The sequence below is a fragment of the Kiloniella litopenaei genome, from assembly GCF_000982415.1.
GTDB classification, from domain to species: domain Bacteria; phylum Pseudomonadota; class Alphaproteobacteria; order Kiloniellales; family Kiloniellaceae; genus Kiloniella; species Kiloniella litopenaei.
Genome location: NZ_LANI01000004.1, coordinates 197,484 through 212,468, shown reverse-complemented (window position 1 = coordinate 212,468; position 14,985 = coordinate 197,484). Strand labels below are relative to the sequence as shown.

Below are 14,985 nucleotides of genomic sequence, written 5' to 3'. Positions count from 1 at the left end.
GTTCACCAGTATTTAGGAATGCCTGAGTATAGGCTATCTGCGGAATTTCGCAGTTCGTTTGATTTTCTTTTGAAGCTGTAGAATACCGTAAATCAGCGCCTCAGCCGTCGGCGGGCACCCAGGAACATATATATCTACAGGGACAACTCGGTCACAGCCACGAACGACAGAATAGGAATAGTGATAATAGCCACCACCATTTGCACAAGATCCCATCGAGATAACCCAACGAGGTTCCGGCATCTGGTCATAAACCTTGCGCAAGGCAGGTGCCATTTTGTTCGTAAGTGTCCCAGCCACAATCATTACATCTGACTGACGAGGTGACGGGCGGAAAACCATTCCGAAACGGTCCATGTCATAACGGCTACATGCCGCATGCATCATTTCCACCGCACAACAGGCCAGACCAAAAGTCATGGGCCATAGGGACCCCGACTGTGCCCAGCCTGTAAGCTGATCCATACGCGCCAGAACAAATCCACGCTCGGCAAGTTCTTCGCCTACGTTTTGCAGAACAAGATCCTGTTCTGGTCCCGGTGGCAGTGGCGCCCCTTGCTTGAGAGCCGGATTAGAGATTACTCCCATTCCAGTGCCCCTTTCTTCCATTCGTATGCAAAGCCAATCGTCAAAATGACCAGAAAGATCACCATCGACCAGAAACCAAAGAGGCCGATATCACCAAGAGATACAGCCCAAGGAAACAGGAAGGCGACTTCAAGATCAAAAATAATGAAGAGGATTGCCACTAGGTAGAAGCGCACATCAAACCGGCTTCGTGCATCATCAAATGCTTCGAAGCCACACTCATAAGTACTGATTTTCTCTGAATCAGGGTGCTGTTTAGCCATGATTACAGAAGCTAGCATCATTGCGATTGCCAGACCCACTGCAATTCCGAGAAAGATCAGAATTGGCAGATATTCAGCCAACATCCCATCTAAGCCCATCTCTCCATACAATCTGTACGAGGGTTACCGTACAAATCGCCTTTCATGTCGAATATGACAAGAGGCCTTTATGGCCCTATTTTTTAAGTATGTATTAAATATCGCCCAAAGGCGACATAAGCAAACATAGAATCGCCACAATTTCAAAAAAATCGTGATGTCCCAGTAGCGGAATCAAGTATTACCCGAAGAACAAAAAATCACTTTACGTTCTACAGGATAAATATTTGCAATGTATTAAAGATTAAGAGGAGTATCATAAGAAATGATGGCGAGGATGACGAGACTTGAACTCGCGACCTCTGGCGTGACAGGCCAGCGCTCTAACCAACTGAGCTACACCCCCGCAGAAGAGTGCCATCGGTGAACGGTTGAATGGCGAGGATGACGAGACTTGAACTCGCGACCTCTGGCGTGACAGGCCAGCGCTCTAACCAACTGAGCTACACCCCCACAAAACCGTCCCTGCGGACGAGGGTTTGTTTAATGTAGTCCCCCTTCCCTGTCAAGCGACGGAATAGATTTTTGACAGTTTTTTTCCAGTTTTTTTAATAAAGCCTGAAATAAGAAGAAAATCCTTTCGCATCAATGATCTAACGAATCGAATTTAGATCGTTAGTAGTTGTAAAACTCAATCAAACTTACCCGTTGGAAATATAAATTAGGCAGTAATTTTAAAGAGAATCTAAAAGCAGCTCTTTTACGTGGTTCTGAATCTACCTCTCACGAGAAGAATGATGATTTAAAAAGAAATTAAATCCCGGATAAAGCCCAGAGAACTGGAAAAATATTTATAAGAATGGTTTCAGAAAAAATAACTGCATACAAAAATGGCCAGAGTATCACTCTGGCCATTTTTTACTTCGATTTTAACCACCGAAATCATCCAACATAATATCCTCTCGGTCGACTCCAAGCTCCAAGAGCATGTTAATCACCGACGAGTTCATTATCGGAGGACCACACATATAGTACTCGCAGTCTTCAGGCGCCGTATGGTTTTTAAGATATTCATCATAAAGAACGTTATGAATAAATCCTGTATAGCCATCCCAATCATCTTCAGGCAACGCATCAGACAGTGCAACGTGCCAGGTAAAATTCGGGAACTCGGCAGCCAACTGATCAAAGTCCTCGACAAAGAACATTTCCCGCTTTGACCGTGCACCGTACCAGAATGTGATTTTGCGATCTTTATTCTTAAGGCGCTTAAGTTGATCAAAAATATGACTGCGCATTGGCGCCATACCCGCACCACCACCGATAAAGACCATTTCCTTATCAGTATCGCGGGCAAAGAATTCACCGAACGGCCCCGAGATTGTTACCTTATCACCCGGTTTCAGATTAAAGATATAGGATGACATCTGTCCCGGAGGAATACCCTGCGTTCCCGGTGGCGGTGATGCCACACGAACATTGAGCATAATCATGCCCTTTTCTTCGGGGTAGTTCGCCATTGAATAGGCGCGCTCAACAGGCTCATTCACTGTCGACTCGTATTGCCAAAGATTAAATTTATCCCAATCTTCCCGATACTCTTCACCAACATCAAAATCTTTATATGTCAGCTTATGCGCAGGCGCTTCGATTTGAATATACCCCCCCGCACGGAAGTTAACATCTTCACCTTCGGGCAAATCAAGTATCAACGATTTAATAAAAGTCGCCACGTTCTCATTTGAACGAACAGTACATTCCCACTTTTTAACGCCGAAAACTTCTTCGGGAACTTCGATTTCCATATCCTGCTTAACCGCCACCTGACAGGATAGACGGTCACCGCAAGAGGCTTCGCGTTTTGTGATATGGCTTTCTTCGGTTGGCAGAATGGAACCACCACCAGAGAAAATTTTCACCCGACATTGAGCGCAGGTACCACCACCACCACAGGCAGAAGGAACAAAGAGCTTTTGTTCGGCCAGTGTTTGCAACAGCTTTCCACCAGCAGGGACAGAAATCGTTTTCTCACCATTAATGGTAACGTTAACATTTCCGGTAGAAACCAGCTTTGAGCGTGCAGCGAGAATGATCGTAACAAGCGCCAGAACGATCAGTGTAAAAAGCAGGATGCCTAATCCAAATGTGATCAATTGAGCCTCCCCTTTACAGTTTCACGCCACTAAAGGACATGAAGGCCATCGCCATAAGGCCGGCAGTGATAAAAGTAATACCAAGACCCTGAAGGCCATCTGGTATATCTGAATACTTTAGCTTTTCCCGTACACCTGCCATCGCCGTAATCGCCAAAGCCCAACCAAAACCTGAAGAGATGCCATAGGTTGTCGCCTCTGCAAAGTTATAGTCACGTTCGACCATAAAGAGCGAGCCGCCAAGAATGGCACAGTTCACTGTAATCAGCGGCAGGAACACGCCCAAAGCATTGTAAAGCGGTGGGAAATATTTATCCAAGACCATTTCAAGGATCTGAACCAACGCAGCAATAACCCCAATGTAGGAAATCAATCCCAGGAAAGTCAGATCAACATTATCAAACCCTGCCCAAGAGAGAGCGCCCGGAGCCAGTAGATAAGTCAGGATCAGATTGTTTGCAGGCACAGTAATGGCCTGCACAATCATCACAGAAATACCAAGTCCAATAGCAGTCGCAATCTTTTTCGACACAGCAATAAATGTGCACATGCCCAGGAAAAATGAAAGCGCCAGATTTTCAACGAAAATCGCCTTTACGGCTAATGAGATTAGCTCTTCCATTAGTGTTCCTCAACCACTTGAATTTTATAATCACGTTCTTCGACCTGCTCTGGCTTCCAGGCGCGGAAAGCCCAGATAATCAAACCAATCACAAAGAAAGCAGATGGTGGCAACAGCAAGAGGCCGTTTGGTACATACCAACCACCATTATTAACTGTCTCAAGTATTGTCACACCAAAAAGAGAACCAGAACCGAACAGTTCACGAATCACACCGACAAGCATCAAGATAAGGCCATAGCCCAAACCATTACCAATTCCATCAATGAAAGAAGCAATCGGTGGATTCTTCATTGCAAAGGCTTCGGCACGTCCCATCACAATACAGTTAGTGATGATCAAGCCGACAAAAACAGACAAGGTTTTGGAAATCTCAAAGGCATAGGCCTTGAGAACCTGATCAACCACAATAACCAGTGACGCAATGATGACCATCTGAACAATAATCCGAATGGAACCGGGGATCTGATTTCGGATCATGGAAATGAACATCGATGCGAATGCTGTAACCGCCGTGACGGCTAGGGCCATAACAAACGCCACCTGAAGGGAAGATGTAACCGCAAGCGCGGAACAGATACCCAGAACCTGCAACGTAATCGGGTTGTTATCGACCATCGGGTCAAGGATAAGTTCTTTAGGAGTCTGCGCCATTAGATCTCTCCCGCTTTAAGGGATGTCAGGAAGGGAGCATATCCTGCCTTACCCATCCAAAAACGTACCAGATTGTCCACGCCATTTGACGTTAGTGTCGCCCCGGCCAAAGCATCGACATGGAATTCCTGCCCGGCAGATGGTGCCGTTTTGGCAACTGTAATCTGCAATACATCATTCTCATCATAGAGCTTCTTTCCGCGCCACAGTGATTTCCAGCGTGGATTATCAACTTCGGCCCCAAGCCCGGGTGTCTCCCCATGACTGTAAAACTGTAGTCCAAATATATCATTGGCATTTTCTTCTATGGCAATAAAACCATAAAGAGTCGACCACAAGCCATAACCATGAAGTGGAAGGACAACCTTGTCCAGACTGCCATCTTCATTTCTCAGAAGATAAACAGTCACAAATTTGGCCTGACGCCCAATAGATGCAGGATCATCAGTCAAGGCAACAGACAGTTCAGGATCATCAGCTGCCGCACGATCATCAAACGTGGCCGCATCAAATTGTTCCGTAAACTGACCTGTTGCCAGTTCCAATACACGTGGTTCGAAAACCTTGAATGCCTCTGTCACGTCAGTGTCTGGGTTATAAAGCCCGGCCACTTGCAGGATATTAATCTGCTTGTCTTTAAGCTTGTTAACCTCCTGCACAGGTCTCAAGGAAACCGCTACAGCAGATACGATCATTGAAGCCACAAGACAAAGTGTTACAGCCACAAATATCGTCTTGCCCACGGAATCCGGGGGGGTGTCAAGAAAACGGCGTAACAATCCAGGTTTTTTGTTTTCGTCAGGCATTACGCTTTGCCCTCCGCTTAATATTGGCCTGCACCACAAAATAATCGATCAAGGGTGCAAAGACGTTTCCGAACAAAATGGCGAGCATCATGCCCTCGGGGAAGGCCGGGTTAATCACACGGATCATCACCACCATAAAACCAATCAGTGCGCCATAGATATAGCGTCCCACGTTGGTGTGGCTGGCGGAAACAGGCTCAGTCACCATAAAAGCAAGGCCAAAGGCAAAACCACCCGTAACAAGGTGCCAGTACCAAGGCATTGCAAACATGGGATTGCTGTCAGAACCGATCCAGTTGAGAAGCAATGAAAAGCCGATCATTCCGCCCAGGCAGCCAACGACCAAACGCCAGTTGGCGATCTTGGTAATCAGCAAGAAGCCCAACCCGATTAAACAAGCAAGTGTAGAGGTTTCACCGATAGATCCCTGAATCGTGCCAATGAAAGCACTTGTCCAGTCAATCCCGCGTGTAGCAAGTTCCGTAAAGCCTTCAGAGGCACTGACAGAAAGCGCAGTCGCGCCAGAAAAGCCATCAACAGGTGTCCAGATTGTTTCCCCCGACATTTGAGCCGGATAAGCAAAATAGAGAAAGGCACGTCCAGTCAACGCAGGGTTCAGGAAGTTTTTCCCGGTCCCGCCAAATACTTCTTTACCAATAACAACACCAAAGGAAATACCGAGAGCCACCTGCCACAAAGGAGCGCTCGGCGGCAAGATCAGCGCATAAAGCATTGAGGTAACAAGAAAGCCTTCGTTAACCTCGTGCCCGCGAACCGTTGCAAAGATAACTTCCCAAATACCGCCGACAACCAGTGTCACAATATAGATCGGGAGAAAATAAAGCAGTCCATGCAAAAAGTTAGCTATGGGATTTTCCGGATTAAAGCCGACCCCGAGCAAATCCAGAAGCCACACGCGCCATCCTGATGCGCTATGAACTTCCATTGCCGTATTGGTCTGTAAGCCAACATTATATAGGCCGATCAGAATACATGGAATCGTCGCAATGACCACATAGGTCATGATCCGCTTCATATCTACATAAGATCTGGCATGCGGTGCGACTTTCGTCACTGTTTTTGGTGTATAAAGAAAGCTCTCAACCATTTCATAGATTGGGAAGAACTTTTCGTATTTTCCACCATGAGTGAAATGAGGTTCTATACGATCGAAAAAGTTGCGAATACCCACGTGATCAGCCCTCCTTTTCAATCTTGTTAAGGCAGTCGCGCAGGGCGATGCCATATTCATATTTGGCTGGGCAGGCAAAGCCAACCAAACCCAGGTCTTCCTCATCCAGCTCCATCGCACCAAGGGCCTGAGCCTGGTCCGTATCCATAACCAAAAGCGCGCGTAACAACTGCGTCGGCAGATAGTCCTGCGGCATAAGCTCTTCAAAGGTACCCAGCGGCACCATGGCCCTGCGCCCACCGTTAAGGTTTGACGTCAAAGCATAAAGTTTCTTTGAAAACGCCGATCCCAACACAGGCTGCACAGAGAATTTCGACGCCATCGGACGGATCCAGCCCAAGGGGATCTGTTTGTGATCTTCTTCAATCAACGTGATTTGACGCGCATAACGCCCCAGATAACCATCCTCGCCCTCACCCATACGGCCACTCAGGATAGAGCCAGAAATCATGCGAACAGCAACATCGCCGGGAATATCTTTTTCAACCAGGTCCGCCATGGATGCGCCTGCAATTGTACGAACCAAACGGGGGTTAGCACAAAGTGGACCGGACAAAGCCACCACCCGACTGGCATCATAACGCCCCGTCAATAATAGCTTACCAATAGAAATCACATCTGAATAACCAATCGTCCAGACAGCCTGATCCCCCTTTGGCGGATGCAGAAAATGTACATGTGTACCAGCCAAACCAGCCGGATGTGGGCCAGAAAAACTTGCAACAGTGACATCAGAAATGTCTGCCCCCGGAATATCAACATCAGGGGATTGGCAAAGATATGTATTACCCTCTGTAAGCAGAGTAATCGCTTCGAGGCCCTTACGGAAAGCTTCTGTTTCATCAGCGATAATTTCTGCTGGATCAGCCGAAAGTGGTTCTGAATCCATCGCCGTAACAAAAATAGCTGCTGGTTTGGTACCCGGTGCCGGAACCTTGGAATAGGGTCTGGTGCGAAATGATGTCCAGAGCCCGGAAGCGCAAAGGCGTTCTGCTAAACCTTCTGCCGTAGAAACATCACCTACATCAGAAAAATCAACCGGTTCAGCCGCCGCCTCGTCAATATCAATAACGACACTAACCAGTACACGTCGTGCACCCCTATTGATCGCTCTAACTCGACCAGAAACTGGCGAGGTGACCATGACCTCTGGTGTATCTTTATGGGATAAAATAGGGGTACCTGCCCCTACGACGTCCCCTTCCTGAACCGCAAGACGCGGTTTCAGGCCAATATAGTCCGCGCCCAATATAGCAACGGAGCCAACAGTAGCAGGATCTTTGATTCCAGGCTCGGGTGCCCCCAGCACAGGAACATCAAGACCTTTTCGTAACGAGAATTTCGGCACGTTCATGCAGTCCTGTAAAAAATTTTTAGCCCTTATGCGACAATTATGCTGCCTCTTAAAGCACTTTTTTGACCATAAAGACTTAATTTTTTGTTGAATCTGCTATAAAACTCGCCCATAAGCCAATGAAACTAGCTTTTATATTAGCACGGAGGCCTTAATAGTGCCGGATAATTTCCTCATTTCGCGCCGAAATTTCATGATCATGCCTGCTTGCCTAGCTGCTCTTAGCGCTTGCAAACTGGGATCATCAGCATCGGTGTTAAAAGTCGCCGGTTACACCATGGGCACGAACTACTCTATTGTAGCGGTTGATCACACCCAGTCTTTAACAGAAGAAAAACTGCGGACAGACATTGATAACGCGTTATTAAATGTAAACGCACAGTTATCAAACTGGGACGCCACTTCAGAAATTTCACGTTTCAACGCATCAACATCAACCGACTCGGCTTCGATATCACCTGCCCTGGCAGAGGTTATGAATGCAGCAGATACTGTGCATGTAGCGAGTGACGGTCAATTCGATGTTACCCTAGGCCCCTTGATAGATCTTTGGGGTTTTGGTGCAGCTGATAACAGCGCCCATGAACCATCTGCCGAAGCAATCGAAGCAGCTCTGCGTACATCAGGTCAAAGCCGGACTTTAAGTATTTCTGATCAGTCTCTGCAGAAACGAGTACCAGGAACAGAAATCTATCTTTCTGCAATCGGTAAAGGTTATGGCGTTGATGTCATTGCCCGTAAACTTGAAAGCTATGGCATCAAGGACTTCATGGTTGAAATTGGCGGTGATCTCTATACCGCTGGCCTTAATCCAGACGGGGCGCCGTGGCAGATCGGCATAGAAACACCAGACGCACATGATCGTACCATGCACGAAGTTGTCGGCCTTTCGAACATGGGCATGGCGACATCAGGTGACTATCGTAACTACTTCGAAAAAGATGGCGTACGCTATTCACACATCATTGACGCCCAAACGGGTCGCCCAATCACACATACAACAGCATCTGTCACTGTGTTGACAGAAAATGCCATGTTGGCTGATGCTTGGGCAACGGCTATGCTTGTTCTGGGTAAAGAACGTGGTCTGGAAATAGCGAATAATCGCAATATGGCCGTTTTGTTCATTGAACGCGACAGCAATGCTACCCATACTAAGTTTATCACAACGCCAAGTACGCGTTTTAGTGAAATGCAAGCTTAGAGATCGGATAATAAACCCGTGGCAACTTTTCTTTTAGCATTCGGCATTCTGGCCTTACTTGTACTTGGAATGGCAATTGGCGTCATTATGCAAGGAAAAACGATCAAAGGCAGTTGTGGTGGCCTTAATGCGATCAGTGATGCCGATCACTGTTTGGTATGCAATAAAGAAATCGATCCAAACAGCCCATTACGGGACAGATTAAATTGTCCACGCGCTCAAGAAAAAACCTAAAAAAAAGAATTAAGCCTACTTAGGAAAGAGCAAGTTATCTATTGAGAAAAACTCTCTGGCTGTCGTGTCAGAGAGTTTTTTTTATGCCAAGTGGTAAACCAGAAACCAATTAACTTGCTGACGTTATTCAAGTAATCTGGGCTTATCTTTTGGGCTTATCTTTTGGTTTTGTCTCTAAAGATCAATTACCTCAAGATCCCGTCGAAAGCGGTACGAAGCCTAACAGTAAAAGGCAGCATGCAGCGACAAGGCCAGAAACCCACAGCTGCCACCTAGGCCCTTCGGCCTTCCAAACCCGGCGATATTTATAACCAGCCAAGCAAGCAATTACGAAAATCAACGTCGCGCTCCAGGGCGCCAGTGTTATCGTGATCAAAAAGCAAGACTTCCCTAAGTAAATGATTTGTCTTATAGTTATTAAGCACAGTACATTATGACAATCAAGTCAGGATGCTTCTTATGCCTACTACCTACCAAGGCCCTAGAAAAAGCGATAACCAGCCAAAGAAAACAGTCAGTCAATCGACACAATCCAACTTTGCCGCAGGAACGGCAACGGTGCAGAATATTATCGCAAATAAAGGCGATGATGTCTTTTCTATTAGCCCTCAAGACACCTTGGGAAAAGCGGTTGAACTGCTCAGCGAAAAACGAATTGGGGCTTTAGTCGTCACAGACTCAGACAGCACCTTACTAGGGATTCTCTCTGAGCGTGATATTGTCCGTAAATTAGCAGAAACGCCCGGAAAAACCCTTCCCCATAAAGTTGAACAGGTCATGACCAGCAATGTTGAAGTCTGTACGCTGGACGAAACTCTGGTATCAGTTCTCCGTCGTATGACCGATGGACGTTTTCGTCATATGCCCGTCATGAAAGACAAAAAACTCGTTGGTGTCGTTACTATAGGGGACGTTGTGAACTACCGCCTGAATGAACTTGAATACGAGGCCTTGCAACTTAAACAGCTTGTCGTTGGTTAAGTTTTTCTGACCTTACGTTTGTACAACTTTGCCATTAGCCTCTAGAGGGCATCCCGACAGGCTATCGCCAGTCAGTGAGGAGGTAACAATTATAGTTACCACATCGCCTACCATTGAACTTGCTAACAATGATCGACACAAAGCCAGCGTTAGCCTCTACAAGCTCTTTATGACGTTCAAACTCAATCAGCGAAAAGAATCGTAACTTACTGATTGAAAACCAAAAACGGCGCCTCAAATAATGAAGCGCCGTTTTTAAAAGACGTCTGGTGGGCGATGACAGGCTCGAACTGCCGACCCTCTCGGTGTAAACGAGATGCTCTACCAACTGAGCTAATCGCCCACCAGACGTCCCGTCTGATGAAGGTGCTTTTAAGGTGATTCGCGTTCCTTGGCAAGGGTAAAATTACACAAAATTGACAATAAACAAAAAAAAACCGGCTAGCTTATCGCTAACCGGTTTTTTATTAACAACTACAAACAGTTATTACTTGTTTACAGCGTCTTTCAAGCCTTTACCGGCTTTAAATTTAGGCTGCTTAGAAGCAGGAATCTGGATAACCTCACCTGTACGTGGGTTACGACCCTGAGAAGCAGCACGTGCTGCAACACTGAAAGTACCAAAACCAACGAGACGAACTTCGTCACCACCAGTTAGAGCATCTGTTACAGCTTCGAATACACCGTCGATAGCTTTACCTGCATCGGCCTTGGATAGACCAGTTTTATCAGCTACAGCTGCGACCAAATCATTTTTATTCATGGTTGACCCCCCCTCTAATTATACGGGTAAGATTGAAAAAAAGTGTCTAACGACTTCTTGATTGTGGAGCAATTGTAGATCGCTAATGGCAGCGACGTCAATGCAAGAAACGTCCGAATCCCAAGGGTTTTGGTCGCATTTTATCTATCTTGCCCCACAAAAAGCACAACTAGTGCGTAATTACCCCCTCACGATCGCTTTCATGATGCTTTTCTGCATCACTTGCTTCGTTCCAATCCTCAATAGGCGTCAGATTCTCTGAAAGCGCTTCTTTAAGGACCTCATCGACCGAAGAACAAGGTATTACCTTGAGTCCCTGAAGTACATTATCAGGAATATCAGCTAAATCTTTTTCATTTTCCTTCGGAATAATGACCGTTTTGATGTTTCCGCGAAGAGCAGCCATCATTTTTTCTTTCAAACCGCCGATAGGCAGCACACGGCCACGCAATGTAACTTCACCAGTCATTGCGACGTCATGTCGAATCGGTGTTCCCGTCAAAACTGAGACGATAGAAGTCACCATTGCCACACCAGCCGAAGGTCCGTCTTTGGGAGTCGCCCCCTCTGGTACATGCACATGAATGTCTTTTTTATCGAATAGAGATGGTTTGATACCAAACTCCAAACTACGGCTCTTCACAAAATATTCTGCAGCCTGGATGGATTCTTTCATCACATCGCCAAGTTTACCCGTCGCAGAAACTTTACCTTTCCCGGAAACGGTCACAGATTCGATAGTCAGTAATTCACCACCAACCTCTGTCCAGGCAAGACCAGTAACAACACCGACAAGATCTTTTTGCTCGGCTTCGCCATAGCGATAACGCTGAATACCAGCAAAATCACCCAGGTTATCAACAGTCACGTGAACGGTATCGGTTGTTCCCATCTCGATTTCTTTGACTGCTTTACGCAACAGTTTCGCAACTTCACGCTCCAGATTACGAACCCCGGCTTCGCGGGTATAATGCTGGATCAACTTGCGAAGAGCTTCGTCATCAATTGACCATTCATCTTTTTTGACACCGTGATCTTTCATCTGTTTTGGAATCAGATGGCGGATTGCAATCTGTAGCTTTTCATCCTCGGTATAGCCGGGGATTCGAATGATTTCCATTCGATCAAGCAAAGGTTGCGGCATACGCAATGAGTTTGCAGTGGTCACGAACATCACGTCTGAAAGATCATAATCAACTTCGAGATAATGATCGTTAAATGTGTTGTTTTGCTCTGGATCAAGCACTTCGAGCAATGCCGAAGAAGGATCACCGCGCCAGTCATTGCCCAGTTTGTCGATCTCATCCAACAAGAAAAGCGGATTAGAAGACTTCGCTTTCTTCATTCCCTGAATAACTTTACCCGGCATAGATCCGATATAGGTACGACGATGGCCACGCACTTCTGATTCATCGCGAACACCACCCAAACTCATGCGGACAAAGTTACGCCCGGTCGCCCGTGCAATCGATTTACCTAAAGATGTTTTACCAACACCCGGCGGCCCAACAAGACAAAGAATCGGTCCTTTGACCTTACGCATACGCTGCTGAACAGCCAAATATTCCAGAATACGCTCTTTGACTTTCTCCAAACCAAAATGTTCTTCATCCAGAACCTTTCCAGCATTGGGAATGTCTTTTTTAATTTTGCTACGTTTCTTCCATGGAATAGAAAGCATCCAGTCGAGATAGTTACGCACAACAGTTGCTTCCGCTGACATAGGACTCATGTTGCGCAGCTTTTTCAGTTCCGTCGTGGATTTCTCTCTGGCTTCCTTGGTCAGTTTGGTTTTTGCGATCTTGTCTTCAAGTTCAGCAAGCTCATCCCGACCATCTTCCCCTTCGCCAAGTTCTTTTTGAATGGCTTTAAGCTGCTCATTCAAATAGTACTCACGTTGGGTTTTCTCCATTTGGCGTTTAACGCGATTTCTGATTCTTTTTTCGACTTGAAGGACGCCAATCTCACCTTCCATAAAGCCGTAGATTTTTTCCAGTCGCTCCGCAATCGTTTCACACTCAAGAAGCTCCTGCTTCTCGGAAATTTTAAGTGAAAGGTGTGATGCAACTGTATCAGCAAGCTTGCCAGATTCGTCAATTTGATTAATTGACACCAGAACTTCAGGCGGAATCTTTTTATTCAGCTTGATATACTGTTCGAACTGGGAAACAACGCTTCTCGAAAGCGCATCCAGTTCTCTTTCATCGCCCTCGTCATCGTCTAATGGTTCAGCTTCAGCCTGGAAGAAATCTTCGTTGTCAGAAAATTTGGTTATTTTCGCACGACGCGCGCCTTCGACCAGAACCTTCACGGTACCATCAGGCAACTTCAATAATTGAAGAACCGTACCGATTGTGCCGACAGTATAGATATCTGACGGACTTGGGTCATCCTGGGATGCATTCTTTTGTGTCACAAGCAGGATCTGCTTGTCTTCCTTCATCACATCTTCAAGCGCACGAACCGATTTATCACGTCCGACAAATAGGGGAACAATCATATGCGGGAAGACAACTATGTCACGTAAAGGGAGTACGGGATAAACATCACCGTGAGAAATTTCCAACATATATCCTCACAAGCTCGCTGGCTTAAAAACAGAGTCTAGGGGGTGATCACTCACCCCCCATAAAATAAACAACTATATAGATAAGAACAGGTACTTAACCTTCAAGCCATTAAAGAAATAATGGCCTCTAAAAGTTACGCGTCCGTGCCGGTCTCTTCCTTGCTATCACCATAGATATAGAGAGGTTGCGCCTTACCGGTTACAACTTCGCTATTAATAACAATTTCCTCGACACCTTTAAGGCTTGGCAGTTCATACATGGTATCAAGAAGAATACCTTCCATGATAGAACGCAGGCCACGCGCACCTGTCTTTCGTTCGATTGCCTTTTCAGCAATCCCCAAAAGAGCGCCGTCAGTAAAGGTCAGCGAAACATCTTCCATATCGAACAGACGTTTATACTGCTTAACCAATGCATTCTTTGGCTGGGACAGAATCTCAACCAATGCATCCGCATCGAGATCTTCCAACGTCGCAACAACTGGCAGACGACCAACGAATTCTGGTATCAGACCGAATTTCAACAGATCTTCTGGCTCAACTTCACGAAGAATGTCACCCATTCTGCGCTCGTCTGGCCCCTGAACATCAGCCCCGAAACCAATAGACGAACCTTTGCCACGACCAGAAATAATTTTATCCAGCCCCGCAAAAGCCCCCCCTACGATAAAGAGGATGTTCGTTGTATCAACCTGAAGGAATTCCTGTTGCGGATGCTTTCGCCCACCCTGTGGCGGTACAGACGCAACAGTGCCTTCCATAATTTTCAACAACGCCTGCTGAACCCCCTCACCCGACACATCACGTGTGATAGATGGGTTATCAGACTTCCGGCTGATCTTGTCGACCTCGTCAATATAGACGATACCACGTTGAGCGCGTTCAACATTGTAATCAGCAGACTGCAGAAGCTTGAGAATGATATTCTCAACATCTTCACCAACATACCCTGCTTCGGTCAATGTCGTCGCATCAGCCATGGTAAAGGGAACATCCAGAATTCTCGCCAGTGTTTGCGCCAGAAGTGTCTTACCACAACCGGTCGGCCCGACGAGCATAATATTGGATTTGGCAAGTTCTACATCACCAGACTTGTTCCCATGTGCCAGACGTTTGTAATGATTATGCACAGCAACAGAGAGGACTTTTTTAGCGTGCCCCTGCCCGATGACATAATCGTTTAACACATCACAGATATCCTGTGGCGAAGGTACCCCGTCACCAGATTTTACCAATGATGATTTATGTTCTTCACGAATGATATCCATACATAGTTCGACACACTCGTCACAAATAAAGACGGTGGGCCCCGCAATCAACTTGCGAACTTCATGCTGGCTCTTGCCACAGAAGGAACAGTAGAGAGTATTTTTCGAGTCGTTATCGCTCGATTTTGACATTACCTATGAGCCTCGAAATCAATTCCCAATATAGGTCATGTTGACAGACAGACCCGACCCGCACAATGGGAAAAATCCATGTAATAAGCAAAATACCTCGACAATTACCAATAAAGTACCTGCCATTTATAGTGAGGATAACAAAGCTTCGTTAATGAACTCTT

Annotated in this window: 14 protein-coding genes and 3 tRNA genes; 3 read left to right on the top strand and 14 right to left on the bottom strand. The window is 46.2% G+C overall.

The window, feature by feature from the left end; all coding sequences use genetic code 11:
• Positions 1-33: 33 nt before the first annotated feature.
• From WH95_RS07400 to WH95_RS07355, 10 genes are all read right to left on the bottom strand, one after another.
• Positions 34-588 carry a NuoB/complex I 20 kDa subunit family protein gene (locus WH95_RS07400; protein WP_046505071.1) on the bottom strand — a complete coding sequence of 185 codons (555 nt, stop codon included), beginning with the start codon at positions 586-588 and terminating at the stop codon, positions 34-36.
• Positions 579-950, bottom strand: a complete 372-nt coding sequence (locus WH95_RS07395; protein WP_046505069.1) for an NADH-quinone oxidoreductase subunit A — start codon at positions 948-950, stop codon at positions 579-581. The genes WH95_RS07400 and WH95_RS07395 overlap by 10 nt, the downstream gene beginning before the upstream one ends.
• 269 nt (positions 951-1,219) lie before the next feature.
• Positions 1,220-1,296: transfer RNA gene (locus WH95_RS07390), tRNA-Asp, on the bottom strand.
• A gap of 30 nt (positions 1,297-1,326) precedes the next feature.
• Positions 1,327-1,403 (bottom strand) — tRNA-Asp (locus WH95_RS07385).
• A 416-nt stretch (positions 1,404-1,819) separates the two neighbouring features.
• Positions 1,820-3,043 carry an NADH:ubiquinone reductase (Na(+)-transporting) subunit F gene (gene nqrF / locus WH95_RS07380; RefSeq protein WP_046505067.1) on the bottom strand — a complete coding sequence of 408 codons (1,224 nt, stop codon included), beginning with the start codon at positions 3,041-3,043 and terminating at the stop codon, positions 1,820-1,822.
• Positions 3,044-3,056: 13 nt separating this feature from the next.
• The gene (nqrE, locus tag WH95_RS07375; protein WP_046505065.1) at positions 3,057-3,665 is read right to left on the bottom strand and encodes an NADH:ubiquinone reductase (Na(+)-transporting) subunit E; all 609 of its coding nucleotides are present in this window, start codon (positions 3,663-3,665) and stop codon (positions 3,057-3,059) included.
• Positions 3,665-4,318, bottom strand: a complete 654-nt coding sequence (locus WH95_RS07370; RefSeq protein WP_046505063.1) for an NADH:ubiquinone reductase (Na(+)-transporting) subunit D — start codon at positions 4,316-4,318, stop codon at positions 3,665-3,667. The genes nqrE and WH95_RS07370 overlap by 1 nt, the downstream gene beginning before the upstream one ends.
• Positions 4,318-5,124 carry a Na(+)-translocating NADH-quinone reductase subunit C gene (locus tag WH95_RS07365; protein ID WP_046505061.1) on the bottom strand — a complete coding sequence of 269 codons (807 nt, stop codon included), beginning with the start codon at positions 5,122-5,124 and terminating at the stop codon, positions 4,318-4,320. The genes WH95_RS07370 and WH95_RS07365 overlap by 1 nt, the downstream gene beginning before the upstream one ends.
• Positions 5,117-6,316 carry an NADH:ubiquinone reductase (Na(+)-transporting) subunit B gene (locus WH95_RS07360; protein WP_046505058.1) on the bottom strand — a complete coding sequence of 400 codons (1,200 nt, stop codon included), beginning with the start codon at positions 6,314-6,316 and terminating at the stop codon, positions 5,117-5,119. The genes WH95_RS07365 and WH95_RS07360 overlap by 8 nt, the downstream gene beginning before the upstream one ends.
• 4 nt (positions 6,317-6,320) lie before the next feature.
• Positions 6,321-7,664 (bottom strand): Na(+)-translocating NADH-quinone reductase subunit A, encoded by a 1,344-nt coding sequence (locus WH95_RS07355; RefSeq protein WP_046505428.1) that lies wholly within the window; start codon positions 7,662-7,664, stop codon positions 6,321-6,323.
• 163 nt (positions 7,665-7,827) lie between these two features.
• Here WH95_RS07355 and WH95_RS07350 point away from each other — a divergent pair, with 163 nt between their 5' ends.
• The 3 genes from WH95_RS07350 to WH95_RS07340 all read left to right on the top strand — a co-directional run bounded on the left by WH95_RS07350 (position 7,828) and on the right by WH95_RS07340 (position 10,089).
• Positions 7,828-8,874 carry an FAD:protein FMN transferase gene (locus tag WH95_RS07350; protein WP_046505056.1) on the top strand — a complete coding sequence of 349 codons (1,047 nt, stop codon included), beginning with the start codon at positions 7,828-7,830 and terminating at the stop codon, positions 8,872-8,874.
• 18 nt (positions 8,875-8,892) lie between these two features.
• Positions 8,893-9,108: a (Na+)-NQR maturation NqrM gene (gene nqrM / locus WH95_RS07345; protein ID WP_046505053.1), complete on the top strand. Its 216-nt coding sequence runs from the start codon at positions 8,893-8,895 to the stop codon at positions 9,106-9,108.
• A gap of 459 nt (positions 9,109-9,567) precedes the next feature.
• Entirely contained in the window at positions 9,568-10,089 is a 522-nt protein-coding gene (locus tag WH95_RS07340; protein WP_046505050.1) for a CBS domain-containing protein, read from the top strand.
• Positions 10,090-10,356: 267 nt separating this feature from the next.
• Here WH95_RS07340 and WH95_RS07335 read toward each other — a convergent pair.
• From WH95_RS07335 to clpX, 4 genes are all read right to left on the bottom strand, one after another.
• Positions 10,357-10,432: transfer RNA gene (locus WH95_RS07335), tRNA-Val, on the bottom strand.
• A 144-nt stretch (positions 10,433-10,576) separates the two neighbouring features.
• Positions 10,577-10,852, bottom strand: coding sequence for an HU family DNA-binding protein (locus WH95_RS07330; RefSeq protein WP_046505047.1), 276 nt, complete (start codon positions 10,850-10,852; stop codon positions 10,577-10,579).
• A gap of 169 nt (positions 10,853-11,021) precedes the next feature.
• Positions 11,022-13,421: an endopeptidase La gene (gene lon, locus WH95_RS07325; protein WP_046505045.1), complete on the bottom strand. Its 2,400-nt coding sequence runs from the start codon at positions 13,419-13,421 to the stop codon at positions 11,022-11,024.
• Positions 13,422-13,555: 134 nt separating this feature from the next.
• Positions 13,556-14,821 (bottom strand): ATP-dependent Clp protease ATP-binding subunit ClpX, encoded by a 1,266-nt coding sequence (clpX, locus tag WH95_RS07320; protein WP_046505043.1) that lies wholly within the window; start codon positions 14,819-14,821, stop codon positions 13,556-13,558.
• Between the last annotated feature and the right edge of the window lie 164 nt (positions 14,822-14,985).

What these genes read in the sequence shown, in the direction of transcription:
- WH95_RS07400 (WP_046505071.1), bottom strand. Translation starts at nt 588, where the DNA reads ATGGGAGTAATCTCTAATCCGGCTCTCAAGCAAGGGGCGCCACTGCCA.
- WH95_RS07395 (WP_046505069.1), bottom strand. Translation starts at nt 950, where the DNA reads ATGGGCTTAGATGGGATGTTGGCTGAATATCTGCCAATTCTGATCTTT.
- nqrE (WP_046505065.1), bottom strand. Translation starts at nt 3,665, where the DNA reads ATGGAAGAGCTAATCTCATTAGCCGTAAAGGCGATTTTCGTTGAAAAT.
- WH95_RS07370 (WP_046505063.1), bottom strand. Translation starts at nt 4,318, where the DNA reads ATGGCGCAGACTCCTAAAGAACTTATCCTTGACCCGATGGTCGATAAC.
- WH95_RS07365 (WP_046505061.1), bottom strand. Translation starts at nt 5,124, where the DNA reads ATGCCTGACGAAAACAAAAAACCTGGATTGTTACGCCGTTTTCTTGAC.
- WH95_RS07340 (WP_046505050.1), top strand. Translation starts at nt 9,568, where the DNA reads ATGCCTACTACCTACCAAGGCCCTAGAAAAAGCGATAACCAGCCAAAG.
- WH95_RS07330 (WP_046505047.1), bottom strand. Translation starts at nt 10,852, where the DNA reads ATGAATAAAAATGATTTGGTCGCAGCTGTAGCTGATAAAACTGGTCTA.
- lon (WP_046505045.1), bottom strand. Translation starts at nt 13,421, where the DNA reads ATGTTGGAAATTTCTCACGGTGATGTTTATCCCGTACTCCCTTTACGT.
- clpX (WP_046505043.1), bottom strand. Translation starts at nt 14,821, where the DNA reads ATGTCAAAATCGAGCGATAACGACTCGAAAAATACTCTCTACTGTTCC.